This window comes from Streptomyces sp. NPDC001194 (assembly GCF_042896985.1).
Lineage (GTDB): Bacteria > Actinomycetota > Actinomycetes > Streptomycetales > Streptomycetaceae > Streptomyces.
In genome coordinates this window covers 63,433-89,031 of the sequence record NZ_JBIAXU010000022.1, presented here as the reverse complement: position 1 = coordinate 89,031, position 25,599 = coordinate 63,433, and the positions used below count along the sequence as shown (strand labels likewise).

21 protein-coding genes are annotated in these 25,599 nt (G+C 72.6%); 6 read left to right on the top strand and 15 right to left on the bottom strand.

The genetic code is table 11. The features are described from left to right. Nucleotides 1-69 precede the first annotated feature (69 nt). From ACFY1T_RS31340 to ACFY1T_RS31330, 3 genes are read right to left on the bottom strand one after another with little or no spacing between them, the layout of a single operon-like run. Nucleotides 70-1,248, bottom strand: a complete 1,179-nt coding sequence (locus ACFY1T_RS31340) for a dipeptidase (protein WP_390791158.1) — start codon at nucleotides 1,246-1,248, stop codon at nucleotides 70-72. After that, on the bottom strand, nucleotides 1,245-1,781 hold the full coding sequence (purE, locus tag ACFY1T_RS31335) for a 5-(carboxyamino)imidazole ribonucleotide mutase (RefSeq protein ID WP_390791157.1): 537 nt from the start codon (nucleotides 1,779-1,781) through the stop codon (nucleotides 1,245-1,247). The genes ACFY1T_RS31340 and purE overlap by 4 nt, the downstream gene beginning before the upstream one ends. Further along, nucleotides 1,778-2,917 carry a 5-(carboxyamino)imidazole ribonucleotide synthase gene (locus ACFY1T_RS31330; RefSeq protein WP_390791156.1) on the bottom strand — a complete coding sequence of 380 codons (1,140 nt, stop codon included), beginning with the start codon at nucleotides 2,915-2,917 and terminating at the stop codon, nucleotides 1,778-1,780. Before ACFY1T_RS31330 ends, purE begins: the two co-directional genes overlap by 4 nt. A gap of 223 nt (nucleotides 2,918-3,140) precedes the next feature. Here ACFY1T_RS31330 and ACFY1T_RS31325 point away from each other — a divergent pair, with 223 nt between their 5' ends. Beyond that, the gene (locus ACFY1T_RS31325) at nucleotides 3,141-3,677 is read left to right on the top strand and encodes a GtrA family protein (RefSeq protein ID WP_051805607.1); all 537 of its coding nucleotides are present in this window, start codon (nucleotides 3,141-3,143) and stop codon (nucleotides 3,675-3,677) included. A 51-nt stretch (nucleotides 3,678-3,728) separates the two neighbouring features. Here the strand turns inward: ACFY1T_RS31325 and ACFY1T_RS31320 are convergent, their stop codons facing one another. Beyond that, the gene (locus ACFY1T_RS31320) at nucleotides 3,729-4,994 is read right to left on the bottom strand and encodes an ATP-binding protein (RefSeq protein WP_030865959.1); all 1,266 of its coding nucleotides are present in this window, start codon (nucleotides 4,992-4,994) and stop codon (nucleotides 3,729-3,731) included. 15 nt (nucleotides 4,995-5,009) lie between these two features. After that, nucleotides 5,010-5,687 (bottom strand): response regulator transcription factor, encoded by a 678-nt coding sequence (locus tag ACFY1T_RS31315; RefSeq protein WP_030865957.1) that lies wholly within the window; start codon nucleotides 5,685-5,687, stop codon nucleotides 5,010-5,012. A 476-nt stretch (nucleotides 5,688-6,163) separates the two neighbouring features. Here ACFY1T_RS31315 and ACFY1T_RS31310 point away from each other — a divergent pair, with 476 nt between their 5' ends. Continuing rightward, nucleotides 6,164-7,681: a peptide MFS transporter gene (locus ACFY1T_RS31310; protein ID WP_390791155.1), complete on the top strand. Its 1,518-nt coding sequence runs from the start codon at nucleotides 6,164-6,166 to the stop codon at nucleotides 7,679-7,681. Between the two features lie 77 nt (nucleotides 7,682-7,758). Here the strand turns inward: ACFY1T_RS31310 and ACFY1T_RS31305 are convergent, their stop codons facing one another. The 8 genes from ACFY1T_RS31305 to hutU form a co-directional block, all read right to left on the bottom strand. Then, complete coding sequence (locus tag ACFY1T_RS31305) at nucleotides 7,759-9,057, bottom strand: hypothetical protein (RefSeq protein ID WP_390791154.1); 1,299 nt, start codon at nucleotides 9,055-9,057, stop codon at nucleotides 7,759-7,761. Nucleotides 9,058-9,071: 14 nt separating this feature from the next. Beyond that, nucleotides 9,072-10,124, bottom strand: coding sequence for a neocarzinostatin apoprotein domain-containing protein (locus ACFY1T_RS31300; RefSeq protein ID WP_390791192.1), 1,053 nt, complete (start codon nucleotides 10,122-10,124; stop codon nucleotides 9,072-9,074). Between the two features lie 23 nt (nucleotides 10,125-10,147). Next, nucleotides 10,148-11,227, bottom strand: a complete 1,080-nt coding sequence (locus tag ACFY1T_RS31295) for a hypothetical protein (protein ID WP_390791153.1) — start codon at nucleotides 11,225-11,227, stop codon at nucleotides 10,148-10,150. A 17-nt stretch (nucleotides 11,228-11,244) separates the two neighbouring features. Next, nucleotides 11,245-11,916, bottom strand: coding sequence for an LPXTG cell wall anchor domain-containing protein (locus ACFY1T_RS31290; RefSeq protein WP_390791152.1), 672 nt, complete (start codon nucleotides 11,914-11,916; stop codon nucleotides 11,245-11,247). A 113-nt stretch (nucleotides 11,917-12,029) separates the two neighbouring features. Then, nucleotides 12,030-13,208, bottom strand: a complete 1,179-nt coding sequence (gene hutI, locus ACFY1T_RS31285) for an imidazolonepropionase (protein WP_390791151.1) — start codon at nucleotides 13,206-13,208, stop codon at nucleotides 12,030-12,032. A 186-nt stretch (nucleotides 13,209-13,394) separates the two neighbouring features. After that, nucleotides 13,395-14,759, bottom strand: coding sequence for a formimidoylglutamate deiminase (locus tag ACFY1T_RS31280; protein WP_390791191.1), 1,365 nt, complete (start codon nucleotides 14,757-14,759; stop codon nucleotides 13,395-13,397). Further along, nucleotides 14,750-15,940 carry an allantoate amidohydrolase gene (locus ACFY1T_RS31275; RefSeq protein ID WP_390791190.1) on the bottom strand — a complete coding sequence of 397 codons (1,191 nt, stop codon included), beginning with the start codon at nucleotides 15,938-15,940 and terminating at the stop codon, nucleotides 14,750-14,752. The genes ACFY1T_RS31280 and ACFY1T_RS31275 overlap by 10 nt, the downstream gene beginning before the upstream one ends. Nucleotides 15,941-15,975: 35 nt before the next feature. Further along, nucleotides 15,976-17,640 carry a urocanate hydratase gene (gene hutU, locus ACFY1T_RS31270; protein WP_390791150.1) on the bottom strand — a complete coding sequence of 555 codons (1,665 nt, stop codon included), beginning with the start codon at nucleotides 17,638-17,640 and terminating at the stop codon, nucleotides 15,976-15,978. Between the two features lie 104 nt (nucleotides 17,641-17,744). On the opposite strand from hutU, the gene ACFY1T_RS31265 reads away from it, so the two are divergent. Next, nucleotides 17,745-19,106 (top strand): diaminopimelate decarboxylase, encoded by a 1,362-nt coding sequence (locus ACFY1T_RS31265; RefSeq protein ID WP_390791149.1) that lies wholly within the window; start codon nucleotides 17,745-17,747, stop codon nucleotides 19,104-19,106. Between the two features lie 22 nt (nucleotides 19,107-19,128). On the opposite strand, the gene ACFY1T_RS31260 is transcribed toward ACFY1T_RS31265, so the two are convergent. Beyond that, the gene (locus ACFY1T_RS31260) at nucleotides 19,129-19,974 is read right to left on the bottom strand and encodes a MurR/RpiR family transcriptional regulator (protein WP_390791148.1); all 846 of its coding nucleotides are present in this window, start codon (nucleotides 19,972-19,974) and stop codon (nucleotides 19,129-19,131) included. A gap of 404 nt (nucleotides 19,975-20,378) precedes the next feature. Next, nucleotides 20,379-21,761: a cystathionine beta-synthase gene (locus tag ACFY1T_RS31255; RefSeq protein WP_390791189.1), complete on the bottom strand. Its 1,383-nt coding sequence runs from the start codon at nucleotides 21,759-21,761 to the stop codon at nucleotides 20,379-20,381. 122 nt (nucleotides 21,762-21,883) lie between these two features. Here ACFY1T_RS31255 and ACFY1T_RS31250 point away from each other — a divergent pair, with 122 nt between their 5' ends. From ACFY1T_RS31250 to ACFY1T_RS31240, 3 genes are all read left to right on the top strand, one after another. Continuing rightward, on the top strand, nucleotides 21,884-22,957 hold the full coding sequence (locus ACFY1T_RS31250; protein WP_390791147.1) for an SGNH/GDSL hydrolase family protein: 1,074 nt from the start codon (nucleotides 21,884-21,886) through the stop codon (nucleotides 22,955-22,957). Nucleotides 22,958-23,163: 206 nt separating this feature from the next. Continuing rightward, entirely contained in the window at nucleotides 23,164-24,384 is a 1,221-nt protein-coding gene (locus tag ACFY1T_RS31245; RefSeq protein WP_030865921.1) for an acetyl-CoA C-acetyltransferase, read from the top strand. 387 nt (nucleotides 24,385-24,771) lie between these two features. After that, nucleotides 24,772-25,581 carry a hypothetical protein gene (locus ACFY1T_RS31240; RefSeq protein ID WP_390791188.1) on the top strand — a complete coding sequence of 270 codons (810 nt, stop codon included), beginning with the start codon at nucleotides 24,772-24,774 and terminating at the stop codon, nucleotides 25,579-25,581. Nucleotides 25,582-25,599: the final 18 nt, after the last annotated feature.

Sequence of the window (25,599 nt, the reverse complement as noted above, 5' to 3'; positions counted from 1 at the left end):
TGAGGCGTTCGGGTGTCACCCGCAGGTCACACCCCTCGCCGCAGCCGCCGGGAGAGCCGGCTCCGAGCGCTACAGCACCGCGTTCGAGGGGCCGCGGGACGCCGAGAGCTCGCGCGCCACCGCCTCCGCGTCGCGCAGCGCCCGTACCGCGTTGGACCAGGTCAGCTTGGCCAGGTCGGCCCTCGACCAGCCGCGCGCGAGGAGCTCCGCGATCAGGTTCGGGTAGCCCGCGACGTCGTCCAGCCCGGCCGGGGTGAAGGCCGTGCCGTCGTAGTCCCCGCCGATGCCGATGTGGTCGACGCCGGCCACCTCGCGCATGTGGTCCAGGTGGTCGGCGACCGTGGCGGCCGTGGCCACCGGGCGCGGGCGCCCGGCCTCGAAGGCCCGGTGCAGGGCCATCGCCTCGGGCGTGGTGTCGAGGTGGTGGAAGCCGTGCGCGCGCAGGTTCTCGTCCGCCGCCAGGGTCCACTCGACGGCTGCCGGGAGGATGAACTTCGGTACGAACGTGGCCATCGCGACGCCGCCGTTGGCCGGCAGCAGCTCCAGCACGTCGTCCGGGATGTTGCGCGGGTGTTCGCACACCGCCAGCGAGGACGAGTGCGAGAAGATCACCGGCGCGGCCGAGACGGCGAGCGCGTCGCGCATCGTCGTCGCGGCGACGTGCGAGAGGTCGACGAGCATGCCGATGCGGTTCATCTCGCGGACGACCTCGCGGCCGAAGTCGCTCAGACCGCCGTGGCGCGGCTCGTCGGTCGCCGAGTCCGCCCAGTCGATCGTGTCGTTGTGCGTGAGCGTCATGTAGCGCACGCCCAGCCGGTGCAGGGCGCGCAGCGTGGCGAGCGAGTTGTTGATGGAGTGGCCGCCCTCGGCGCCCATCAGCGAGGCGATCCGGCCGTCGGCGCGGGCCGCCTCCATGTCGTCGGCCGTCAGGGCCCGTACGAGGTCCGCCGGGTAACGGTCGATCAGCTGGGCGACGGCGTCGATCTGCTCCAGGGTGGCGCTGACCGCCGTGTCGCCCGCGTAGTCGGAGCGCACGTACACCGACCAGAACTGCGCGCCGACCCCGCCGGCGCGCAGCCGGGGGATGTCGGTGTGCAGCCGGCCGCGCTGGTCGTCGGCGATGTCCCGCCGGGCCAGGTCGTAGCGCACCTGCTCGCGCAGCGCCCACGGCAGGTCGTTGTGCCCGTCGACGACCGGGTGCTCGGCGAGCAGCTCCCGCGCCTCGCTCAGGCGCTGCGCGGCGCTCACTTGCCGAATCCGAAGGAGTCGGCGCCCGCGACCTTCGTCCGCAGCCGCTTGCCCTTCTCGGTGGCCTGGTCGTTCAGCTCCTGCTGGAAGTCCTTCATCCGGCCGAGCAGCTCCGGGTCGTGGGCGGCCAGCATCCGTACGGCCAGCAGCCCGGCATTGCGCGCCCCGGCGACGGAGACGGTGGCGACGGGGACCCCGGCGGGCATCTGGACGATCGACAGCAGGGAGTCCATGCCGTCGAGGTACTTCAGCGGCACCGGGACGCCGATGACCGGCAGCGGGGTGACGGAGGCGAGCATGCCGGGCAGGTGGGCGGCGCCGCCGGCCCCGGCGATGATCGCCTTGAGGCCGCGCTCGGCGGCCTGCTCCCCGTACGCGACCATCTCGCGCGGCATCCGGTGCGCCGAGACCACGTCGACCTCGTAAGGGATCTCGAACTCGTCCAGGGCCTTGGCGGCGGCCTCCATGACGGGCCAGTCGGAGTCCGAACCCATGACGATGCCGATGACGGGACCTGCGGTGGAGTTGCTCATGTGGTGATGGTTCCCCTGAGGTAGCCGGCTGCGTGGCGTGCGCGTTCCAGCACATCGTCCAGGTCGTCGCCGTAGGTGTTGACGTGGCCGACCTTGCGGCCGTGTTTCACGTCCTTGCCGTACATGTGGATCTTGAGCTGCGGGTCGTGGGCCATGCAGTGCAGGTACGCCGCGTACATGTCGGGGTAGTCCCCGCCGAGCACGTTCGCCATGACGGTCCAGCGGGCCCGGGGGCGCGGGTCGCCCAGGGGGAGGTCCAGGACCGCGCGGACGTGGTTGGCGAACTGGGAGGTGATCGCACCGTCCTGGGTCCAGTGGCCGCTGTTGTGCGGGCGCATCGCCAGTTCGTTGACGAGGATCCGGCCGTCGGGGGTCTCGAACAGCTCCACGGCCAGGTGACCGGTCACGCCGAGCTCCTTGGCGATGCGCAGGGCGAGGGCCTGGGCCTCGCCCGCGAGGGCCTCGGAGAGGTTCGGGGCGGGGGCGATCACCGTGTCGCACACGCCGTCGACCTGGACGGACTCGACCACGGGGTAGGCCACGGCCTGGCCGTGCGGGGAGCGGACGATGTTGGCCGCGAGCTCGCGGACGAAGTCGACCTTCTCCTCCGCCAGGACGGGCACACCGGCCTTGAAGGGCGCCTCGGCGTCCTCGGGGGTGCGGACGAACCACACGCCCTTGCCGTCGTAGCCGCCGCGCACGGTCTTGAGGATGATCGGGAAGCCGCCCCCCTCGGCCGCGAAGGCCGCCGCGTCCGCCGGATCGCTCACGATCCTGTGGCGGGGGCTCGGGGCGCCGATCTCGTCGAGCTTCGCACGCATCACCCCCTTGTCGGCGGCGTGCATCAGCGCGTCGGGCCCCGGGCGGACGGGGATGCCGTCCGCTTCCAGGGCCCGAAGGTGTCCGATGGGCACGTGCTCGTGGTCGAAAGTGATCACATCGCAGCCGCGCGCGAAGGCGCGCAACGTCTCCAGATCGCGATAGTCGCCGATGACGACGTCGCTCACGACCTGGGCCGCCGAGTCCTGTGGGGTGTCACTGAGGAGCTTGAATCTGATGCCGAGGGGGATACCCGCCTCGTGGGTCATGCGGGCGAGCTGACCGCCGCCGACCATGCCGACTACCGGGAACGTCACCTCTCCAGGGTATCCGCCGGTATTCCGCCATCCGGACGTGACCCTGGCCCGTTCTGGTCGACGCGCGTAGCATTTCCGCCCCCGTGTGCCGTGCGTCGCACGGTGTGCGAAGGCACAGACGGGCCCGTGGGGCGACACTTAGCATGGCCGGGTTGACCGAAGGCGGCAGACGCCTCCGCGGACGCCCCCGAGCGGGGCGGTGACGACAGGACTGATCCATCACATGAGTACGCCGCAGCAGGGTTCCGCGCTCGAACGCGTACGGGGCCTCGCCCGCGAGGTCGCGAAGTTCGGGGCCGTCGGCGGCATCGGTGTACTCGTCAACCTGGGCGTCTTCAACCTGATCCGCCACACGACCGACCTCCAGGTCGTCCGGGCGAGCGTCATAGCCACCGTCGTGGCCATCATCACCAACTACCTGGGCTTCCGGTACTTCACCTACCGCGACCGCGCCCGCACCGGCGGCTCCCGCGAGCTGCCGCTGTTCGTGGCCTTCAGCGTGATCGGCCTGGTGATCGAGAACGGCGTGCTGTACACCGCCACGTACGGGTTCGGCTGGGACGGTCCGCTCGCCACGAACGTGTTCAAGTTCATCGGCATCGGCACGGCCACCGTGTTCCGCTTCTGGTCGTACCGGACGTGGGTCTTCAAGGCCCTGCCGGAACCGGAGTCCGCGGGGGCCCCGCTCCCCGCCTCCGTCGTCTCCTCGCCGCGCGGCCTGGCCGCCGGGAGCCGGGCCCCCGAGCCCGCCCGCAAGTAGCGGCCCGCCCGCGAGGGGCGCGGACCGCCGCCCGCTCGGCGCACCGTTCGCTCAGCGCACCGTCTGTTCCGGCTCGGGCCGCTCCGGCGCCGTCCGGCTCAGGAACAGGGCGAACACCGGCGGCTGCGTCTGCAGCAGCTCCAGGCGCCCCCCGTCGGCCTCCGCGAGGTCCCGGGCCACCGCCAGCCCGATCCCGGTGGAGTTGCGCCCGCTGATCGCCCGCTCGAAGATCCGGTTGCCGAGGTCCGGCGGAACGCCCGGACCCTCGTCCGTGACCTCCAGCACCGCCTGGTTCCCGATCACCCGGGTACGCAGCGCCACGGTGCCGCCCCCGTGCATCAGCGCGTTCTCCACGAGGGTCGCCAGCACCTGCGAGACCGCACCCGGGGTGCCGACGGCCCGCATGCCCGTCTTGCCGGAGCGCACGATGGCCCGCCCCGCGCTGCGGTAGGCCGGCCGCCACTCCTCCACCTGCTGCTTGACGACCTCGTCCAGGTCGAAGGGGACCGCCGAGCCCGTCCGCGGGTCCCGCGAGTTCGTCAGCAGCCGCTCGACCACGTCCGTGAGCCGCTCCACCTGGGTCAGGGCGATCGTCGCCTCTTCCCGTACGGTCTCCAGGTCGTCGGTGACCGTGATCTCCTCCAGCCGCATCGACAGCGCCGTGAGCGGGGTGCGCAGCTGGTGCGAGGCGTCCGCGGCCAGCCGCCGCTCGGCGGTCAGCATCCGGCCGATCCGCTCCGCGCTGGAGTCCAGTACGTCCGCGACCCGGTCCAGCTCGGGGACCCCGTACCGCTTGTGCCGGGGCCGCGGGTCGCCCGATCCGAGCCGCTCGGCGGTCTCCGCCAGGTCGGTGAGGGGCGAGGCCAGCCGGTTGGCCTGGCGTACGGCGAGCAGTACGGCTGCCACGACGGCGAGCAGCGCCACCGCCCCGACCACGGCCAGGGTCCGGCCGACCTCCCGGGTCACCGTGGAGCGGGACTCCTCGACGACGACGGTCTCCCCCTGTTCACCCTTGGCGGTGCCGCGGATGACGCTGTCGGGGATCCGGTCGCCGACCTCCACGGGCGGCTGCCCGGGGACGGTGATCCGGGCGTAGCCGCCCATGTCCAGCTGCTCGGCGAGGGCCCGGGCGTCGATGGGCTTGCGCTCCAGGACGCTCGACTCGACCATGCCGACCAGGCGCAGCGCCTCGGACTCGATGCGGTCCTGGGCGCTGCTGGTGATCGTCCGGGTCTCCACGATCACCAGGGAGACCCCGAAGACGGCGATCACGACGAGCACCACGGCGAGCGTGGAGTTGATCAGGCGACGGCGCATGGCTGCGGGGGCCGCTCAGCTCTTCTCGAAGCGGAAACCGACCCCGCGGACGGTGGCGATGTAGCGGGGGTTCGCGGCGTCGTCGCCGAGCTTCTTGCGCAGCCAGGAGATGTGCATGTCGAGGGTCTTGGTGGAGGACCACCAGGTGGTGTCCCAGACCTCGCGCATCAGCTGGTCGCGGGTGACGACCCGGCCGGCGTCGCGGACCAGGACCCGGAGCAGGTCGAACTCCTTGGCCGTGAGCTGGAGCTCCTCCTCCCCCATCCACGCGCGGTGCGATTCGACGTCGATCCGCACGCCGTGGGTGGCGGGGGCCTGGGTGGCGTCGTTCGCCCCGCGCCGCAGCAGGGCCCGGACCCGGGCCAGCAGCTCGGCGAGGCGGAAGGGCTTGGTCACGTAGTCGTCGGCGCCGGCGTCCAGGCCGACGACCGTGTCGACCTCGTCCGCCCGGGCGGTGAGTACGAGAATGGGGAAGCCGTGGCCCTCGGCGCGCAGCCGGCGGGCGACTTCGAGGCCGTCCATGCCCGGCAGGCCCAGATCCAGGACGACGAGATCGACGCCGCCCTGAAGTCCCGCGTCCAGGGCGGTGGGTCCGTCCTCCCGGACCTCGACCTCGTACCCCTCCCGGCGCAGGGCGCGGGCCAGGGGCTCCGAGATGGATGCGTCGTCCTCGGCGAGCAGTACACGCGTCATGTGGGTGATGGTAGTCCGCGGCAGGTGCGTGCAGGGGCGTGCCTGAAGACCCCTTTCGATCTGGGCTTATGAACTACTAACGGCCTTCGAATACGATCAAACGGTTCCCCGGAATCCTGTGATCCATATCTCAAGTCCTTCCATATGCCGCAGTGTCCTGTCGTATGGTGGCGAGACGCCTGATGCACTACCCAGGGGACCTTTGTGCCGAAAAGCGAGCCAAAGACCTCAAATTCTGCTCTGGTCGGTTTCATCCGGCCCAGATGACAGTGAATGACCTGTGGGCCGGGCCCCGCGTGCGAAAGCTTCGCGCCGGGGCGTGGATCCCGGTTACGGACATCCCCTGCCCCCCTCCTTCGAGGACGGGGGCAGACCCCTGGGCGTGGGGTGGGGCGTTCGTCGCCGGTGCCGGCCACCCCCCACCGGGCGCTGTTCCGCTCACGAAGCGAAGCGTCCCGAGCAAGCAAGGATCGACCATGGCTTCCAGCCTGACGAGGGACTCGGCGGACCCGTCCACCGAGAAGACCTTCTTCGGCCACCCCCGTGGCCTGGCCACTCTGTTCATGACCGAGATGTGGGAGCGCTTCTCCTACTACGGCATGCGTGCACTCCTGGTGTACTACCTGGTCTCGGGCGGCGCCGACGCCGCCACGGGCAGCCAGGGTGGCGGTCTGGCCATGACCGCGGCCACCACCACGGCCATCTACTCCGTGTACGTCTCCATGGTCTACCTGATGGCCATGCCGGGCGGCTGGTTCGGTGACCGTGTCTGGGGCGCCCGCAAGACGGTCGCCATCGCCGGCTTCGTGATCATGGCCGGTCACCTCTCCCTGGCCGTCCCCGGCCAGGCGATGTTCTTCGTCGGTCTGATCCTCGTCGCGGCGGGCTCCGGTCTGCTGAAGGCCAACATCTCCACGATGGTCGGTCACCTGTACAACGGCCCGGAGGACCCGCGCCGTGACGGTGGCTTCACGCTCTTCTACATCGGCATCAACCTCGGTGCCTTCGTCGCCCCGCTCGTCGTCGGCACGGTCGGCAAGGAGCACAACTGGCACCTGGGCTTCGCCCTCGCCGCCGCCGGCATGGGCCTGGGTCTGACCCAGTTCCTGCTCGGCACCAAGCACCTGAGCCCGAAGAGCAGCATCGTTCCGAACCCGCTCTCGGCGGAGGAGCGCAAGGCCGTCCTGACCAAGGTCGTCCTCGCGGTCGTCGGCATCGCCGTCTTCTACGGCGCGGTCGTCGCCCTCGGCGCGTACACGCTCAACTGGGCGCTGGTCCCGCTGACCCTCGCCGGTCTGTTCATCCCGATCGCCGTCCTGACCCGCATCAAGCGCGACAAGGACCTCTCGGGCTCCGAGCAGTCGAAGATGACCGCGTACATCTGGTTCTTCATCGCCGCGGCCGTCTTCTGGATGATCTACGACCAGGGTGGCTCCACGCTGTCCCTGTTCGCGGACGACAAGACCGCCGACACCGTCTTCGGCCTCGGCTTCTCGGCCACCTGGTACCAGTCGCTGAACCCGCTGTTCGTGATGGCGCTGGCCCCGGTCTTCGCCTGGCTGTGGGTGTGGCTGGCGCGCAAGAACCAGGAGCCGAACACCATCGTGAAGTTCGCGATGGGCCTGGTCCTGATCGGTGCCTCGTTCTTCGTCTTCATCATCCCGATGAACATGGCGGGCGGCGACGTCAAGGTCTCCCCGATGTGGCTGGTCTCGATCTACATGATCCAGACCATCGGCGAGCTGTGCGTCTCCCCGGTCGGCCTCTCCGTCACCACGAAGATGGCTCCGCAGAAGTACGCCTCCCAGATGATGGGTGTCTGGTTCCTCGCGGTCACCGCCGGTGACTGCATCACCAGCCTCCTCTCCATCGGCGGTGTGGACCTGAACGGTCTCGGCGTGATCGCCCTGCAGGCGGCGGCCGCCGTCGTGGCCGGCTTCGCGGTCTACGCGTACCGCAAGAAGGTCCAGGCGCTCATGGGCGACGTGCACTGACGCACCCCCTCTGACGCACGCGGCGGCCCGGCACACCTCCTGGTGTGCCGGGCCGCCGTGTCGTTCCCCCGTACGGGTTACCGCGTACCGCGCAGCCGGCGCCACGGGGTGAAGGTGAAGACCGCGCCGCCGAGCAGGATCACCGTGCCGGCGACCAGGGCCAGGGCCTTGATGCCGCCCTCGTCCTCGGCACCCGTTTCGGCGAGGCCGCCCGAGGCGGAGGTGGAGCCGGTGGTGGACGGCGAGCCGGAGCCGCCCGCCTGGGCGGTGGTGTCGAGCTCCAGCGAGACGCCGCTGCTGGCCGCCTTGCAGGGCACGTTGATCGGGGTGGCCCCCGGGGCCATCGTGACGTCGATCGTCAGCTGGTCCGGGCTGAGCGTGACCTTCCCGGTCTTGCCGGGCTTGTAGGTGCCGGTCATGTCGCTGAGGCTGACCGGGGCCTTGTCCGGGATCGGCTCGGCGTTGGCCGGGCCGGAGACCTTGACCATGCCGCTGTCGGCGCCGCCGAGCTTGATGTTCATCGAGGGCTTGAGGGCGCCCGCCGGCAGGGCCATCGGGCTGGCCATCGCGCCCTTGGCGGTCTTGACGGTGAGGTCGTAGCTGCCGCCGTTCTTCTTGGCGTTGATGGTGACGGGCGTCTTGATCCCGCCGGGCACGACCGGACCGCAGTCGAAGGCGACCTCCACGGGCTTGCCGGGGAAGTCGGTCTGGCCCCCGGCTCCGCCGCTGGTGGCACCACCGTTCGTCACGCCGCCATTGGTGGCACCGCCGTTCGTGGCACCGCCGTTCGTGGCACCGCCGTTCGTGGCACCGCCATTGGTGGCGCCGCCGTTCGTCGTGCCGCCGCTGGTGCCGTCCGCCACGTCGATGGTGGCCCCGACGCCCACCTCACCCGTGGGTGCGCACTTGGTCACGAAGGTGCCGAAGGAGAAGGTGACCGCGACGTCGTACTTCCCGGGCGTCAGCGTGATCTTGCCCGCCTTGGTGAGCTTCAGCTTCCCCTTCATCGTGGACATCTGCATGGGGGCCTTCTTGGGGATCGGCGGGTTCTTCTTCTCCCCGACGACCTTCAGCTCGCCGCCCCCGCCGCCGACCGTGATCCAGCCGGTGGGCTGGACCGAGTCCTGCGGGATGTCCATCAGGTCCGTGTTGTTCGAGGCGGGCTTCACCGTCTCCCACGACACGTCGACCTCGTCACCGACCTTCGCCGAGGCCGGGGCGCTGACCTTGGCGGTGGTCTCGCCCTGGACCGGGTCGCCGCCGCCCGCCGGCGGTACGCACTTGACGTTGAACTTGGTCTCGGCCGCCTGGGCGGGAGCGGCCCCGATGGCGATGCCGGCGCCGCCGAGCAGCAGCGCGATCACGGCCGCGCTCACCCTCCGTTGGGTCTTCACAAAGGTCCCTTCGTCGTCGGACTGTTCTCAGACGGTGCGGACGCCTGTGGTACGTGTGGTGATCTCGGCCCCGGCGCGCTGTCCGGGGTGAACCACGGCAGGACCGCCGTGGTGGCTTGGGGGGAGGCCGGCGCGGCCGGCCGGGCGGCCTCCTGCTCCGGGAACGGCGCCTTCGCGCCCCGGTGGCGGCCACCGCCCGGCGCCGCCGAACGCGGCCGGACCCTGTCCACGACGGCCATGCCGATGCGGAAGACCGCGGCCGGGACCACCAGCAGGAGCAGGCCCCAGAACAGCAGCACCCCGTACGGGCGGTCCACGCCCCAGGGCTGGGTCGCCACGACCGTGTCCCCGTACTTGAGGGAGACGGTGTAGTCCCCGTGCGCCCCCGCCGCGAGGCTGACGTCCAGCCGGACCTCCGCCTTGCCGCCCGGCGGGATCGTGCCCTTCCACCGGACCTCGTCCCACAGCGGCGCGAAGACCCCGTGGGCGGTCCCGAGCTGGAAGACCGGATCCTTGACGGGCGCCGAGCCGAGGTTGCCGACGGTGACCGTGAACTTCCGGCTGGGCGGGGCGCCGAACCAGGTCAGCACCCCGTCCCCGCCCTCCAGCCGGACCCCGGTGAGCATCGCCAGGCGCGCCGTGCCGGACTCGGCCGGCAGCTCGGCCACCGGATGGTCCGTGATCTTCAGCGGGGCGGCCACGGTGGACTGGTCCCCGTTGACGGAGGTCACGTTGACCACGCAGGGGCAGGGCTTGGGCGGTGCGGCCACGGCCAGCCGGGCGGCGAAGCGCCCGTCGTCGCCGACGGAGACCGCGGCCCCGTCGGCGTTGGCGCAGCTGTTGGTGCCGCCGATCATGTTCTGCCCGCAGACCAGCAGCATCACCAGGGTCTTGGCGCGCCAGCCGGTCCCGGTGACGGTGATCTCGGTGCCCTTCGCGGCCTCCTGGAGCGAGAGCGCCACGGCGGGCTTGCCCTCGGCGGCGAGCGCCGCCGGGGCCGGGAAGAGGAGCAGGGCGCACAGCGCCAGCCCCGCCGCGATGAAGGCCATGGCCCTGCCGCCGACCGTCGCGCTCACCTGAATGCTCCCGTCAGCTCGTGTTCCGGTGCCCGCTCCCCCGCGGGTGCGGGCTCCTCGTCCGCCGTCGCCGCGCCCCGGCCCCGCCTGCCGCGCACGAGGAGCAGCGCGGCCAGGGCGACCCCGCCGAGGCCGAGCAGCCCGGCGCCGACCCGGGCGGCGACCCCCCAGGGCAGGAACCGGGCGGAGGCGGTCGCGGTGGCCGGGGCCGCGCCGGGGGCGGTGACCGTCAAGGTGAGGTCGACGTCGTCGAGGACCGGGGCTCCGGGCCAGGGCTCGGTCAGCGACACCCGCTGGCCGGGGAGCAGTTCCAGGGGCAGGGCGCGGGCGGTGCGGCCCGGGACCTCGCCGAAGAGGCCCTCGGCGCGCAGGGCCAGTTCGGGGGCGAGGGCCACGTTGCCCCGGTTGACCAGGGTGTAGGCGACGACCGTGCGGGCGCCCCGGCCGCGTACGGAGACGTCCTCGACCGTGAGGGCGGCCAGCGTCGGGCCGCCCACGCGCAGGTGGACCCGTACGCCCGCCTCGCGGCCGTCCGCGGCGGCGATCACGGCGGCCGGGTGGTCGCCGGGGAGGGAGGCGGGCGGCAGGGTGACGGTGAAGGGGACCACCGCGCGGGTGCGGGGCGGGACCTTCACGGTGGTGGCGGCCCCGAAGCTGAACCAGGAGCCGGCGCCCGGGTCCGCGCCGCTGCGGGAGCCCTCGGCCTCGGCCGGGCGGACGGCGAGGGCGCCGGCGGCCGTGTTGTAGGCGTCGGCCCCGCGCAGGGTCACGGTGCGCTCCCGGTCGGAGGTGTTGGTCAGGGCCAGCCGGTCCTCCAGGACGGTTCCGGCGGGGCCCGCGAGGTAGAAGTACGGGCGCGCCGGCGCGGTGCCCGCCGCCGCGGGCTCTGCGGTCCAGCCGGCCTCGTCGGCTCCGGAGGCGGCTGGGCCGGAGGCAGCGGGGCCGGAGGTGTCGGAGGCGGCGGTGGCGCCGCCCGCGGCCCCCAGCAGCAGGGCCGCGGCGAGCAGCGCGGTGCACAGGCGCCGGCCGGTGGCGGCCGTGGGGGACAAGGGGGTGGGGGTGTGGAGCACGGGCATGGCCGGGGGTGCTCCGTTCAGGACCGGGGGGCCCGCTGGCCGCGCCGGGTCAGCCAGAGCACTCCGGCGGCGCCGGTCAGCAGCACGGTGGCGCCGAGGGTGCCGAGGGCCAGGGCGGAGTCGGTGGGACCGGTCTGCGGGAGGGTGTCCTGCGCGGCGTCGGAGCCGCCGGACGACGCGGCGCCCGTCACGTCCAGCTCCAGCGAGGGCTTGGGGCTGTTGCCCGGAGTGCAGGTGGTGGTGGTCCCCAGTGCCTTGATGGTGAGCACGCCCGCGGTGAAGGTGACCTTGCCGCTCTTCTTGGGGGTGTAGGTGCCCGAGAGGTCGGTGATCTTGATGGGGGTGTTGGCGGGCACGGCCTCGGGGTTGGACGCTCCCGAGACCGGCACCGACGCCGTCTCGGCGCCTGCGACGAGGACGACGGCGCTGGGGCTCATGGCGCCCTTGCCGAGTTCGACGGGGCTGGACGAGACGCCCTTCTGGAAGGACATCGTCAGCTTGTACCCGTCGCCCTCCTTGACGGCCTTGATGTCGATCGGCGAGACCGCCGACTTGTCCCCGATGGGGGTCTTGCAGTCGTACGCGACGTCGACGACGTCCGCATGGGCTGCGGGGGCGGCCAGCAGGACCGCCGTTCCGGCCAGCGCGGAGGCCAGCGCGAGCGCGGTGGAGCGTTTCCGGTCGGACACCTTCGTCTTCCCCTCGTGCCACAAGTTCCTGACGGGACATCAGATTGGTGGCTCAAGGTACGCCCGGGGCCTTACGGAGGGAAGACAAAGGACAGGCCGGGATTGACCGTTCGTCAGTGCGCGCGGACGCCCTTCTGCCAGACCGCCGATACCAGCGGAACACCGGGCCGGTAGGCCAGGTGGACGTGGCTCGGAGCCTCCAGGAGGGCCAGGTCGGCGCGGGCCCCGGGGGCGATCCGGCCGATGTCGCCGCGGCGCAGTGCGCGGGCGCCGCCGGCGGTGGCCGACCAGAGCGCCTCGTCCGGGGTCATCCCCATGTCGCGCACGGCGAGGGCGATGCAGAAGGGCATCGAGCTCGTGTACGAGGAGCCCGGGTTGCAGTCCGTGGACAGCGCGACGGTGGCGCCCGCGTCGATCAGGCGGCGGGCATCGGGCCACTGCGCGCGGGTGGAGAACTCGGCGCCGGGCAGGAGGGTGGCGACGGTGGTGTCCGCGGCCTGGACCAGGGCGTCGACGTCGGAGTCGGTGAGGTGGGTGCAGTGGTCGGCGGAGGCGGCCTCCAGCTCCACGGCGAGCTGCACGCCGGGGCCGTAGGAGAGCTGGTTGGCGTGGACGCGCGGGATCAGCCCGGCGGCGGCGCCGGCGGTGAGGATCGCGCGGGCCTGGTCGCCGTCGAAGGCGCCCTTCTCGCAGAACACGTCGACCCAGCGGGCGTACGGGGCGCAGGCCGTCAGCATCTCGCCGGTGACGAGGTCGACGTAGCCGGCCGGGTCCTCGGCGTAGTCGGGCGAGACGATGTGCGCGCCGAGGTAGGTGACCTCCTCGGTGTGCGCGGCGGCGATGCGCAGGGCACGGGCCTCGTCGGCGACGGTGAGGCCGTAGCCCGACTTGGTCTCGAAGGTGGTGGTGCCCTGGCGGCGGGCCTCGTCGAGGTGGCGGACGAGGCCCGCTTCCAGCTCGGCGTCGGTGGCGGCGCGGGTGGCGGCGACGGTGGTGCGGATGCCGCCGGCGGAGTAGGCGCGGCCGGACATCCGGGCGTTGAACTCCTGCGTGCGGTCGCCCGCGAAGACGAGGTGGGAGTGGGAGTCGACGAAGCCGGGGATGACCGCGCGGCCGTTCGCGTCGAACGCGGAGTCGGCGCCCGGGGCCCGGCCGGCGGGGCCGACCCAGGCGATGGTCTCGCCGTCGATGACGACGGCCGCGTTCTCGATCAGGCCGAGGGGTGACCCGTCGCCGAGGGAGGGGTCGTTGGTGACGAGGCTGCCGATGTTGGTGACGAGGGTGGTGGTCATGGGTTCCTCTCGGGAGGTTCGTTTCCCCCACCCCGCCCCTTCCCGAAACCGGGGCCTGAGGCCCCGGCCCCCGCTCCTGGGGGCTCTGCCCCCGCACCCGGGTGCACCGGGCGCGGTACGCCGGTATCGGGGTCGGCGGCGGTGCCCCGGGGAACGGGGGAAGGGCGGGTGGGGGGCTTCCGGGCGTCAGCCGCGGACGGCCGCGATCGACTCGGACAGGGCGGACGGGACGTCCGGGACGAGGGTGTGCGCGCCGTCGCGGACGATGTGGCGGCCGCCGACCACCGTGTGGCGGACGTCCGAGGCCGTGGCCGCGAAGACGGCCGTCTCGGCGCCGAGCCGCGGCAGCGGACCTGCCGTGCGCACGGAGTCCAGCGCGATCGTGGTGAAGTCCGCGAGCGCGCCGACCTCCAAGCGGCCCGCGTCCGGCAGCCCGAGGGCGGCGTGGCCGTCCTCGGTGGCGGCCGTGAGCAGGGAGTTCGCCGTCCAGTGGCCCCGGGTGCGGCTGCGCAGGCGCTCGTTCAGCTCCATCGCGCGTGCCTCTTCCAGCAGGTCGATCACCGCGTGGCTGTCGCTGCCCAGGGACAGCGGGCTGCCCGCGTGCTGGAGCCGGGTCGCCGGGCCGATGCCGTCCGCGAGGTCGCGTTCGGTGGTGGGGCACATGCACGTACCGGTGGTGGTCCCGCCCAGCAGGGCGATGTCCGTGTCGGTGAGGTGCGTGTTGTGGACGCCGGTGGTGTGCGGGCCGAGCACCCCGTGGTCGGCCAGCAGCTGCGTCGGCGTGCGGCCGTGCGCGGCCTGGCAGGCCTCGTTCTCGGCGGTCTGCTCCGAGAGGTGCACGTGCAGCGGGGCCCGCCGCTCCTGCGCCCAGCGGGCGACGGTGCCCAGCTGGTCCGCCGGTACGGCGCGCACCGAGTGGATCGCCGCGCCGATCAGCGCGTGCCCGCGCGGCTTCAGGGCCGAGACCCGTTCCGCCCACGCCTCGGCCGCCCCGTCCGAGAACCGCAGCTGGTGGTGGTTGGGGGCCTCGCCGAAGCCCGACGAGAGGTATGCCGTGTCGAGCAGGGTGATCCGGATGCCGGCCGCCGCGGCCGCCTCGATCAGCGCCTCGCCCATCGCGTTGGGGTCGGCGTACGGGGCGCCGCCCGGCGCGTGGTGCACGTAGTGGAACTCGCCGACGTTGGTGATGCCGGCCAGCGCCATCTCCGCGTACACGGCCCGCGCGAGCGCGAAGTACGTGTCGGGGGTGAGGTTCTGGGCGACCTGGTACATGAACTCGCGCCAGGTCCAGAAGGTCCCGGAGCCCACCTGCACCAGCGAGCGCAGCGCCCGGTGGAAGGCGTGCGAGTGCGCGTTGGCCAGCCCGGGAACGGTCAGGCCCCGCAGCACCTCGGCGCCCGGCGGCGGGGTCTCGACCCCGGTCCGCAGGGTGCTGATCCGCCCGTCGGCGCCCCCCGCGGCGGAGCCGCCGATGGACACGGTCAGGGCCACGCCGGGCTCGACGTGCGTGCCGAGCCAGGCGTGTTCCAACCAGTACGTCTTCACCGGCAGGCCAGTCCTTCCAGTACGTCGGCCAGCGCGAGGACACCGGCCACGCAGTCGTCCTCGGGGGCGAACTCCTTCGGCGAGTGGGAGACGCCGGTCGGGTTCCGTACGAACAGCATCGCGGTCGGGACGGCCGCGGAGAGGATTCCGGCGTCGTGTCCCGCCCCGGTGCCGAGGACGGGGACCGAGCCGCCGAGGATGCGGTTCATCTCGTCGCGCAGGGCGTGCTCGAACTCGACGACCGGGGTGAAGGACTCCCGTACGACGGCCAGGTCGATGCCGTCCTGGTCGGCGCGCTCGCGGGCGGCCTTCTCGATGGCGGTGACCACGGTGTCCAGCGTCGCCTGGTCGGCGGCGCGGGAGTCGAGCCAGCCGCGTACCAGCGAGGGGATGGCGTTGACGCCGTTCGGCTCGACGGAGATCTTGCCGAAGGTCGCGACGGCGCCGGCGAGGGCCGCCTCCGTACGGGCGGCCAGGACCGTCGACGCGTACGTGAGCATCGGGTCGCGGCGGTCCACCAGACGGGTGGTGCCGGCGTGGTTGGCCTCGCCGCGGAAGTCGAACCGCCAGCGGCCGTGCGGCCAGATGGCGGACGCGATGCCGACGGCGTCGCCGGACAGGTCCAGGGCCCGGCCCTGCTCGACGTGGAGCTCGACGAACGCGCCGATGCGCGACAGCCGCTGCGGGTCGGCGCCGATCGCCGAGGGGTCGTACCCGGCGGCCTCCATGGCCTCGGGCAGGCTGACCCCGTCGGCGTCGCGGAGCTCGTACGCCTTCTCCTTGGTCAGCTGCCCGGCGGTCAGCCGGGAGCCGACGCAGGCGAGGCCGAAGCGGGCCCCTTCCTCGTCGCCGAAGTTGGTGATGGCCAGTGGCCTGGCGAACTCCACGCCCCTCCTGCGGAGTTCGTCCAGGGCCGCGAAGGAGGACACCACGCCGAGGGGGCCGTCGAAGGCGCCGCCGTCGGGCACGGAGTCCAGGTGGGAGCCGGTGACGACGGCGTCACCGGCGAGGGGGTCGCCGAGCCAGGCCCACTGGTTGCCGTTGCGGTCGGTCTCGTACGCGAGACCGCGGGCCTCGGCCTGCGCCTGGAACCAGGTCCGGCAGTCGGCGTCGGCCCCGGTCCACGCGTAGCGGCGGTAGCCGCCGGATTCGGCGTTGCGGCCGATGGGGGCGAGCTCGTTCCACATGCCGTGGAACGAGGTCGCCCCGGCGGGGTTGTCGCTCACGCGTCGTCGCCCTCGCGCATGGGGACGCGGACGCCGCGCTCGTCCGCCACCGTCTCGGCGATGTCGTAGCCCGCGTCGACGTGGCGGATGACGCCCATGCCGGGGTCGTTGGTGAGCACGCGGCGGATCTTCTCGCCCGCGAGCTTGGTGCCGTCGGCGACGGTGACCTGGCCGGCGTGGATGGAGCGGCCCATGCCGACGCCGCCGCCGTGGTGGATCGAGACCCAGGAGGCACCGGAGGCGACGTTGACCATGGCGTTGAGCAGCGGCCAGTCGGCGATCGCGTCGGAGCCGTCGAGCATGGCCTCGGTCTCGCGGTACGGGGAGGCCACCGAGCCGCAGTCGAGGTGGTCGCGGCCGATGGCCAGCGGGGCGGCGAGGGTGCCGTCGGCCACCATCTCGTTGAAGCGCTCGCCCGCCTTGTCTCGCTCGCCGTAGCCGAGCCAGCAGATGCGCGCAGGCAGGCCCTGGAAGTGGACGCGCTCGCCGGCCATCTTGATCCAGCGGTGGAGGGACTCGTTCTCGGGGAAGAGCTCCAGCATCGCCTTGTCGGTCTTGTGGATGTCCGAGGCCTCGCCGGACAGTGCCGCCCAGCGGAAGGGGCCCTTGCCCTCGCAGAAGAGGGGGCGGATGTAGGCCGGGACGAAGCCGGGGAAGGCGAACGCGCGGTCGTAGCCGGCCAGCTGGGCCTCGCCGCGGATGGAGTTGCCGTAGTCGAAGACCTCGGCGCCCGCGTCCATGAAGCCGACCATGGCCTCGACGTGCTTCGCCATCGACTCGCGGGCGCGGGTGGTGAACCCGGCCGGGTCCTTGGCCGCGTACGCCGCCATGTCGTCGAAGTCGACGCCGACGGGCAGGTACGCGAGCGGGTCGTGGGCGGAGGTCTGGTCCGTCACGATGTCGATCGGGGCGCCCTCGGCGAGCATCTGCGGGAGCAGCTCGGCGGCGTTGCCGAGGAGGCCGATGGAGAGCGGCTTGCGGGCGTCGCGGGCCTCGACGGCCAGCTGGAGGGCGTGGCGCAGGTCGTCGGCCTTGACGTCCAGGTAGCGGTGCTCGATGCGGCGGTCGATGGCGCGCGGGTCGACGTCGATGCAGATCGCGACGCCGTCGTTCATCGTCACGGCCAGCGGCTGGGCGCCGCCCATGCCGCCGAGGCCGGCGGTGAGGGTGATGGTGCCGGCGAGGGTCCCGTTGAACTTCTTGGCGGCGACGGCCGCGAAGGTCTCGTAGGTGCCCTGGAGGATGCCCTGGGTGCCGATGTAGATCCAGGAACCGGCGGTCATCTGGCCGTACATGGTCAGACCGAGGGACTCCAGGCGCCGGAACTCCTCCCAGTTGGCCCAGTCGCCGACCAGGTTGGAGTTGGCGAGCAGCACGCGCGGCGCCCACTCGTGGGTCTGCATCACGCCGACCGGGCGGCCGGACTGCACGAGCATCGTCTCGTCCTGCTTGAGGGTGCGCAGGGTGCGGACCATCGCGTCGTACGAGCGCCAGTCGCGGGCGGCCTTGCCGGTGCCGCCGTAGACGACGAGCTTGTCGGGGTGCTCGGCGACCTCGGGGTCGAGGTTGTTCTGCAGCATCCGGAGGGCGGCTTCCTGCTGCCATCCCAGGGTGCTGAGCTCGGTGCCGCGCGCAGCGCGTACGGGGCGGGGTCCTGACATGGCGGTGCCTCCTCCGATGTTGGGCAATCTATTCACATCCTGGCTTCCTGAATAGATTCAGTCAACAGCTGCGGGGCGGGCGGCCGGATGATTGGCTGGCGGACATGGCTGCCGAGACGCACGCGATGGACGCTCCGGACGCGGCGACGCGCCGGGATCTGGCCGTACGGGCCGCGGTGGAGCAGGGCCTGGTGGGCGGGGCGGAGGGCACGCCGCCCCTGGTCTGCCTGCTGGACGTGGCCGGGATCCGCGCCTCCGCCACCGCCCTGACCGGCGCCTTCGCGGCGGCGGTGGCGCCGGGTACGCCGCTCCTGCACGCCTTCGCCGTGAAGGCCTGCCCGCTCGTACCGGTGCTGCGGCTGCTGGCGGAGCTCGGCCTGGGCTGCGAGGTGGCCGGCCCGGGCGAGCTGGCGCTGGCCCGGGCGGCGGGGGTGGAGCCGGAGCGCACGGTGCTGGACTCCCCCGCCAAGACGGTGGCCGAGCTGCGCGAGGCACTGGCGCTCGGGATCGCGGTGAACGCGGACAACCGCCAGGAGCTGGACCGCCTGGACGAACTGGTCGCGGGCGCTCCCCCGCGCTCACCGATCGGGATCCGCATCAACCCCCAGACGGGCGCGGGCACCATCGGCGCCCTGTCCACGGCGACGGCCACGTCGAAGTTCGGGATCGCGCTGCGGGACCCGGGTGCCCGCGAGTGGCTGGTGCGCGCCTACGCCGACCGCCCGTGGCTGACCCGGCTGCACGTCCACTCGGGCTCCCAGGGCGTCCCCCTCCCCCTGATCGCGGAGGGGGTCCGGGACCTGCACGCCCTCGCCGAGGAGATCAACACGGCGGCCGGACGCCGCCAGGTCGACACCCTCGACATCGGCGGGGGCCTGCCGGTGGACTTCGCCTCGGACGCGCAGGCGCCGACGTACGCGCAGTACGTGGCCGCCCTCCGGGAAGCGGTCCCGGCCCTGTTCGACGGCCGCTACGGCCTGGTGACGGAGTTCGGCAGGTCACTGCTGGCCAAGCACGGGCTGGCGCTCTCCCGGGTCGAGTACACGAAGACCACCGGGGGCCGCCGCATCGCGCTGACGCACGCGGGGGTCCAGCTGGCCACCCGTACGGTGTACGCGCCGGCGGCCTGGCCGCTGCGGATCCTGCCGTACGACGCGAAGGGCGCCCCGAAGACGGGCCCGCCGGTCCCCCAGGACATCGCGGGCCCGGCCTGCTTCGCCGGCGACCTCCTGGCCACGGCCCGGGAGCTCCCGGAGTTGGCCCCGGGCGACCTGATCGCGGTCCCGGACACGGGGGCGTACTTCTTCACGGCCCACTACGGCTACAACAGCCTCCCCCGCCCCGCGGTCCACGGCTTCCGCACCACCCCGGCCGGCGAAACCCGCTTCACCCCGGTCCGCCCGGCCCAGTCCCCCGCCTCCCTGGTGGCGGAGGCGGGGGGCGGCTCCCGGGACGCGCTCCTGTGACGGAGCACCGCTCCGCGGACCGCTACTCCACGAACAGGCCGCGGGACGCCGCGCGGGCGTCGAAGGCCTCCAGGCGGGCCTGGGCATCGGGGAGGGCGTCGGCCATGGCCTCCAGGAGGACGCGGCCCAGCAGCATCGGCGCGCACGCCGTGTCGAAGGCCAGACCCGTGCCCACCGGCGCCGGGATCAGGAGGTCCGAGGAGCGGGCCACCGGCGCGAAGGCCGAATCGGCGACCGTCACCACCGTGAGCCCCGCCTCCCGCGCGTGGTCCAGCGCCTCCGCCACCTCCCGCGGATACCGCGGCAGCGCGAAGCACAGCAGCGCCGAGGCCCCCGCCCCGGCCGCCGCGTCGATCCGGTCGGCGAGCATCGAGCCGCCCTCGTCGAGGAGCCGTACGTCCGGATGCACCTTGGCGGCGAAGTACGCGAACCCGCGCGCCTGGGAGGACGCCGCCCGCAGCCCCAGTACGGGCAGCGGGCTGGAGGCGGCCAGCACCCGCCCGGCCTCCTCGACCGGCGACGGGTCGGCGAGCATCGCCGACAGCTGCCGCAGGTTCTCGATCTCGCCCTGGACGGCCTGCTGGTACTCGTTGTACGCGTCGTCCTGCGCGGCCGCGGCCGCGCGCTCGGCCGGCGCCACCTCGCGCAGGTGCCGGCGCAGCGCCGGATACCCGTCGAAGCCGAGCGCCACCGCGAAACGGGTCACCGAGGGCTGGCTCACCCCGGCCAGCTCCGCGAGCTCCACGCTCGACAGGAACGGCACGTCGGCCGCCCCGCGCACCATGCAGTGGGCGATCCGGCGCTGGGTGGGTGTCAGCCGGTGCCCCTCAAACAGCTTCTGCAGCCGCGCTGCCGGGCTGTCGCTCATCCCGACCCCTCCGTCCCCGTGCTTATTCAGTCACGGAGCACTCTGCATGCGGTTATGCAGCACGGCAAGCCGCGGACCGCTCCGCGAGACGTTCGCGGGCGGGGAGGGCGCGGAAGGAGTGTGCGCGGGGACCGCCGCACCCTCGCTGAGCGAGGGGCGGGACGACGGCGGTCCCCGCGAAGGACACGGGCCGGGTCAGGGCCGTCCGCGTCCGTGGCGTTCGCGCGGTCCGGGAGCCGCTCCGGAAGTACGCCAACGCCGTTCGGTGGTGCCGGCCGGAGCGTTCGCGCCCCTGCCGACAACCACCACTGTGCCGGAGCCGTGTTAAGCCGGTGCTGCCGCCACATGACGGGCCCGTACCTTTTGTGCGACGGGCACTTCGGCCATTCCTCGCGGCAGTTCGGCTACTTCGCGCCCTTGGCGAGGAACGCCAGCAGGTCCTGACGGCTCACCACACCGGTCGGCTTGCCCTCGACCAGCACGATCGCCGCGTCCGCCTCGCCCAGTACGGACATCAGCTCGGAGACCGGCTCGCCCGAACCGACCTGCGGCAGCGGCCGGCTCATGTGCTTCTCCAGCGGGTCCGACAGCGAGGCCTGCTTCGCGAACAGCGCCGCCAGCAGCTCCTTCTCCACGACCGAGCCGATGACCTCGGCGGCCATCACGTCCGGGTGGCCGGCGCCGGGCTTGACGATCGGCATCTGCGAGACGCCGTACTCGCGCAGCACCTCGATGGCCTCGCCCACGGTCTCCTCGGGGTGCATGTGGACCAGGGAGGGGATGCCGCCCTCCTTGTCGTTCAGCACGTCGCCGATGCGCGCGGCGGGGCCGGCCTCCTCCAGGAAGCCGTGTCCCGCCATCCACTCGTCGCTGAAGATCTTGCTGAGGTAGCCGCGGCCGCTGTCCGGCAGCAGGACGACGACCACGTCGTCCGGGCCGAGGCCCTCGGCGGCCTTGAGCGCCGCGACGACCGCCATGCCGCAGGAGCCGCCGACGAGCAGGCCCTCCTCCTTGGCGAGGCGGCGGGTCATCTGGAAGGAGTCCTTGTCGGACACCGCGATGATCTCGTCCGTCACGTCCGGGTCGTAGGCGGTCGGCCAGAAGTCCTCGCCGACGCCCTCGACCAGGTACGGACGGCCCGAGCCGCCGGAGTAGACCGAGCCCTCGGGGTCGGCGCCGATGACCTTGACCTTGCCGCCGGACACCTCCTTGAGGTAGTTGCCCGTACCCGAAATCGTGCCGCCCGTGCCGACGCCCGCGACGAAGTGGGTGATCTTCCCGTCCGTCTGGTCCCACAGCTCGGGACCGGTGGTCTCGTAGTGCGAACGGGGGTTGTTCGGGTTGCTGTACTGGTCGGGCTTCCAGGCGCCGGGCTCGCGCGCGAGGCGGTCGGAGACGTTGTAGTACGAGTCCGGGTGCTCCGGGTCGACGGCGGTCGGGCAGACCACGACCTCGGCTCCGTACGCGCGCATCACGTTGATCTTGTCCATGGACACCTTGTCAGGGCAGACGAAGATGCACTTGTAGCCCTTCTGCTGGGCCACGATGGCGAGTCCTACACCGGTGTTGCCGCTGGTGGGCTCCACGATGGTGCCGCCGGGCTTGAGGGCACCGCTCTGCTCGGCGGCCTCGATCATCCGGACGGCGATCCGGTCCTTCACGGATCCACCGGGATTGAAGTACTCGACCTTGGCAAGGACGGTGGCCTGCAGGCCTTCGGTCACACGGTTGAGCTTCACCAGCGGGGTGTTGCCGACGAGGCTGATCATCGAGTCGTGGAATTGCACCATGTTCTCCAGGGAGGGGACTCCACGGGTTCTCCGGGAGGTCCCGCCAGACTAAGCGGAAAGGGATTGGCCGACCGGCACTACGGGGCAGGTAGGTCATCGAGACCCGACGGGAAAGGGAGGTGGCTCGAGGGGTGTCCAGAGCGAGGACGGCCCGCCGGATCGCGGCGGGCGCGGCGTACGGCGGAGGCGGGCTCGGGCTGGTCGGAGCCGCCGCCGTGGGGCTGGTGCTGGCGGAGGTGCAGTTCGCGAAGCGGACGGTGGGCACCGGGCTCGGTGATCCGCCGCGGGCGGACGGGCTGTACGGGAGCGAGTTCGCGGCGCTGGCCGCCGCCGGTCCGCAGCCCGGCCAGGCCCCGCTGCGGCTCGGCATGATGGGCGACTCCACGGCGGCCGGGCTCGGCGTGCGCCGGGCCAGGCAGACCCCGGCCGCGCTGCTGGCCTCGGGGCTGGCGGCGGTGGCCGAGCGGCCGGTGGAGCTGCGGAACGTGGCCGTCTCCGGGGCCATGTCCGACGACCTCGACCGGCAGGCGGGGCTGCTCCTGGACGGGGAGCCGCCGCCGCCGGACGTGTGCGTGATCATGATCGGCGCGAACGACGTGACGCGGCGCATGCCGCCGACGCAGTCCGTGCGGCACCTGACCTCGGCCGTACGGAGACTGCGGCTCGCGGGCACCGAAGTGGTGGTCGGCACCTGCCCCGACCTGGGCACCATCGAGCCCGTCTACCAGCCGCTGCGGTGGCTGGCCCGGCGGGTCTCGCGCCAGCTGGCGGCCGCCCAGACGATAGGGGTCGTCGCCCTGGGGGCCCGTACGGTCTCCATGGGGGACCTGCTGGGTCCGGAGTTCGCGGCGAACCCGCGCGAGATGTTCGGCCCGGACTCCTACCACCCGTCGGCGGAGGGCTACGCGACGGCGGCCATGGCCGTCCTGCCCACGCTGTGCGCGGCGCTGTCGCTGTGGCCGGAGTCGGACCGGCTGGAGGTGGCGCGGAACGAGGACATGCTGCCGGTGGCCAAGGCCGCGTCGGCCGCCGCCGGGCAGGCGGGCACGGAGGTCACCCCGGCCCGCGGGCCGTGGGCCCTGCTGAAGCACCGCCGCCGCAGGCGGGTCCCGGCCGAGGACCTCACGGCTTCGGCCCCGCGGTCGGCGGGCCCGGCCCTGCCGCCCCGGGCCGACACCCCGTCCCCGAGCTGACGTCCCCCCGGGGGCCGGGTACGTCCGGCCCCCGGGGGCGTTCGAGGCGTGGGGACGCGCCGGGGTGGAACAGAAGCCCCGCCGGGCGCGTTGCACCGGCGGAGCGACCGGCATCACACGCCCAAGTCGGTGACCTCGACCGTACGGGCCGGTAACTTCGCTTGCGGTCCAGCAACGAGCCGCAACTCACCCCCCTTGGAGCCCCGATGCCCGAAGCAGTCATCGTTTCCGCCGCCCGCTCCCCGATCGGGCGCGCCTTCAAGGGGTCCCTCAAGGACGTGCGCCCGGACGACCTGACCGCCACGATCATCCAGGCCGCCCTCGCCAAGGTCCCCGAGCTGGACCCGCGCCAGATCGACGACCTGATGCTCGGCTGCGGCCTCCCGGGCGGCGAGCAGGGCAACAACCTGGCCCGCATCGTGGCCGTGCAGATGGGCATGGACTTCCTGCCCGGCACCACGATCACCCGCTACTGCTCCTCCTCCCTGCAGACCTCCCGCATGGCGCTGCACGCCATCAAGGCGGGCGAGGGCGACGTCTTCATCTCGGCCGGTGTCGAGACGGTCTCGCGGTTCGCCAAGGGCAACTCCGACTCCTGGCCCGACACCCACAACCCGCTCTTCGCCGACGCGGAGGCCCGTACGGCCGCCGTCGCGCAGACCGAGGGCTCCTCGTGGCAGGACCCGCGCGCGGAGGGCCTCGTCCCCGACGCCTACATCTCGATGGGCCAGACCGCCGAGAACCTGGCCCGCCTCAAGGGCGTGACCCGCCAGGACATGGACGAGTTCGGCGTCCGCTCGCAGAACCTCGCCGAGGCCGCCATCAAGAACGGCTTCTGGGAGCGGGAGATCACCCCGGTCACCACCCCGGACGGCACGGTCGTCTCCACGGACGACGGCCCGCGCGCCGGCGTCACCCTGGAGGGCGTCCAGGGCCTCAAGCCCGTCTTCCGCCCCGACGGCCTGGTCACGGCCGGCAACTGCTGCCCGCTCAACGACGGCGCCGCCGCGCTGGTCATCATGAGCGACACCAAGGCGCGGGAGCTGGGCCTGACCCCGCTGGCCCGGATCGTCTCCACCGGTGTCACCGGCCTCTCCCCCGAGATCATGGGCCTCGGCCCGGTCGAGGCCTCGAAGCAGGCCCTCAAGCGCGCCGGGCTGACCGTCGGCGACATCGACCTGTTCGAGATCAACGAGGCCTTCGCGGCCCAGGTCATCCCGTCGTACCGGGACCTGGAGATCCCGCTGGAGAAGCTGAACGTCAACGGTGGCGCCATCGCCGTCGGTCACCCCTTCGGGATGACCGGTGCCCGCATCACCGGCACGCTGATCAACAGCCTCCAGTTCCACGACAAGCAGTTCGGCCTCGAGACCATGTGCGTGGGCGGCGGCCAGGGCATGGCGATGGTCATCGAGCGGCTGAGCTGAGCCGGAGCGGAGGGTAGGGGTCGCCGTGAGGAACGAGCGGCGACGCCTGCCCTCAGCGGTGGCGAAGACCAGCGCGACCGGAAGAGGCGAGCGGCCGAGCTGATTCCACCGTCCAGGCGCCGCAAGGGATCTGCTTGATCCCTTGCGGCGTACTGACGCCGAATCTAATCCCGTCGCGGCCGACCTGTGACCGAATCTCCCCCAGGATGTGACCTTAGTCCTGGGGGTTTGGCATTTCCGCAGGTCAGAGCAGATTTGCAGGTCCCGAGTGTGACGAAAGCCCTGTCCAATTCGTGACGTAATGCACTGCACGCCATTCCCAGGTCAGGACACTCTGATGTAGGAAGTCGGGGGATCGAATCAATCAGGAGTTAGTCAGTGAGCGCCATGTCTCTTGCCCTGCTGCTGACCACGGCCGCCGCCGCGACCGTGGGCGCTGCTGCGCTGCACGCCGTACACGGCCTGCGCAAGCAGGTGACGGCCCTCCGCGGTGAGCTGGCGGCACCCGCCCACACCCGCGGCACGACCGTCCCGCACGCCCGCAGTGCCGTGCAGTCCCCCGCCGCCGAGATACGAGCCGCCGTCGCCGAGGCCCTGGCCGAGGAGCGCGAGCGCGAGCTCGCCGAGGCGCGGGCCTTCTGGGCCGCGCAGGAGGCCCGTGACGCGGCCGACGCTCCCTCGCTGCTGGGCGGGCTGCCCGGCCTCGGCGAGGACGGCCCGGCCGTCTTCCTGCCCCGTCAGGCCGACCTGGTGGGTCTGGAGCCGCTCCTCGGCGACGAAGCCGCCGACGACTACCCCGAGGACTCGGCCGAGCTGGCCGCCGCCCGCCGGCGCCACCCCTCGCACCCCGACTTCGTACCGGTCCAGGCCCCGGCCCCCGGCGCCGACCACGAGCGCACCGTCTCGCGCCTGGAGGAGCTCGCGGAGGCCCGCACGGCCCTCGCGGACGTCCGCCCGGGCCCGCTGGGCACGCTCGACGTGTACGTCTTCACCGACGGCACCACGCTCTGCATGACCCCGGGCCACCGGGAGACGGCCGAGCGCCTCGCCGAGGCACTGCGCTCGGGCACCGCGCCGGTCCTGCTGGGCGGCTCCGGCATCTCGGGCGCCTACGCGCTGACCTTCTCCTGCGGTGACACCCAGGACCCGGACAGCAACGTCTACATCCTCGCGGACCGCGTCATCGCGTCGCTCTGATCCGCGGCGCCACCGCGA

Bases quoted from the DNA above. Each gene is read 5' to 3' on its own strand.
- purE (WP_390791157.1), bottom strand. From the start codon at position 1,781: ATGAGCAACTCCACCGCAGGTCCCGTCATCGGCATCGTCATGGGTTCG.
- ACFY1T_RS31325 (WP_051805607.1), top strand. From the start codon at position 3,141: ATGAGTACGCCGCAGCAGGGTTCCGCGCTCGAACGCGTACGGGGCCTC.
- ACFY1T_RS31320 (WP_030865959.1), bottom strand. From the start codon at position 4,994: ATGCGCCGTCGCCTGATCAACTCCACGCTCGCCGTGGTGCTCGTCGTG.
- ACFY1T_RS31315 (WP_030865957.1), bottom strand. From the start codon at position 5,687: ATGACGCGTGTACTGCTCGCCGAGGACGACGCATCCATCTCGGAGCCC.
- ACFY1T_RS31310 (WP_390791155.1), top strand. From the start codon at position 6,164: ATGGCTTCCAGCCTGACGAGGGACTCGGCGGACCCGTCCACCGAGAAG.
- ACFY1T_RS31300 (WP_390791192.1), bottom strand. From the start codon at position 10,124: ATGGCCTTCATCGCGGCGGGGCTGGCGCTGTGCGCCCTGCTCCTCTTC.
- ACFY1T_RS31295 (WP_390791153.1), bottom strand. From the start codon at position 11,227: ATGCCCGTGCTCCACACCCCCACCCCCTTGTCCCCCACGGCCGCCACC.
- hutI (WP_390791151.1), bottom strand. From the start codon at position 13,208: ATGACCACCACCCTCGTCACCAACATCGGCAGCCTCGTCACCAACGAC.
- ACFY1T_RS31275 (WP_390791190.1), bottom strand. From the start codon at position 15,940: ATGTGGAACGAGCTCGCCCCCATCGGCCGCAACGCCGAATCCGGCGGC.
- hutU (WP_390791150.1), bottom strand. From the start codon at position 17,640: ATGTCAGGACCCCGCCCCGTACGCGCTGCGCGCGGCACCGAGCTCAGC.
- ACFY1T_RS31265 (WP_390791149.1), top strand. From the start codon at position 17,745: ATGGCTGCCGAGACGCACGCGATGGACGCTCCGGACGCGGCGACGCGC.
- ACFY1T_RS31260 (WP_390791148.1), bottom strand. From the start codon at position 19,974: ATGAGCGACAGCCCGGCAGCGCGGCTGCAGAAGCTGTTTGAGGGGCAC.
- ACFY1T_RS31245 (WP_030865921.1), top strand. From the start codon at position 23,164: ATGCCCGAAGCAGTCATCGTTTCCGCCGCCCGCTCCCCGATCGGGCGC.
- ACFY1T_RS31240 (WP_390791188.1), top strand. From the start codon at position 24,772: ATGTCTCTTGCCCTGCTGCTGACCACGGCCGCCGCCGCGACCGTGGGC.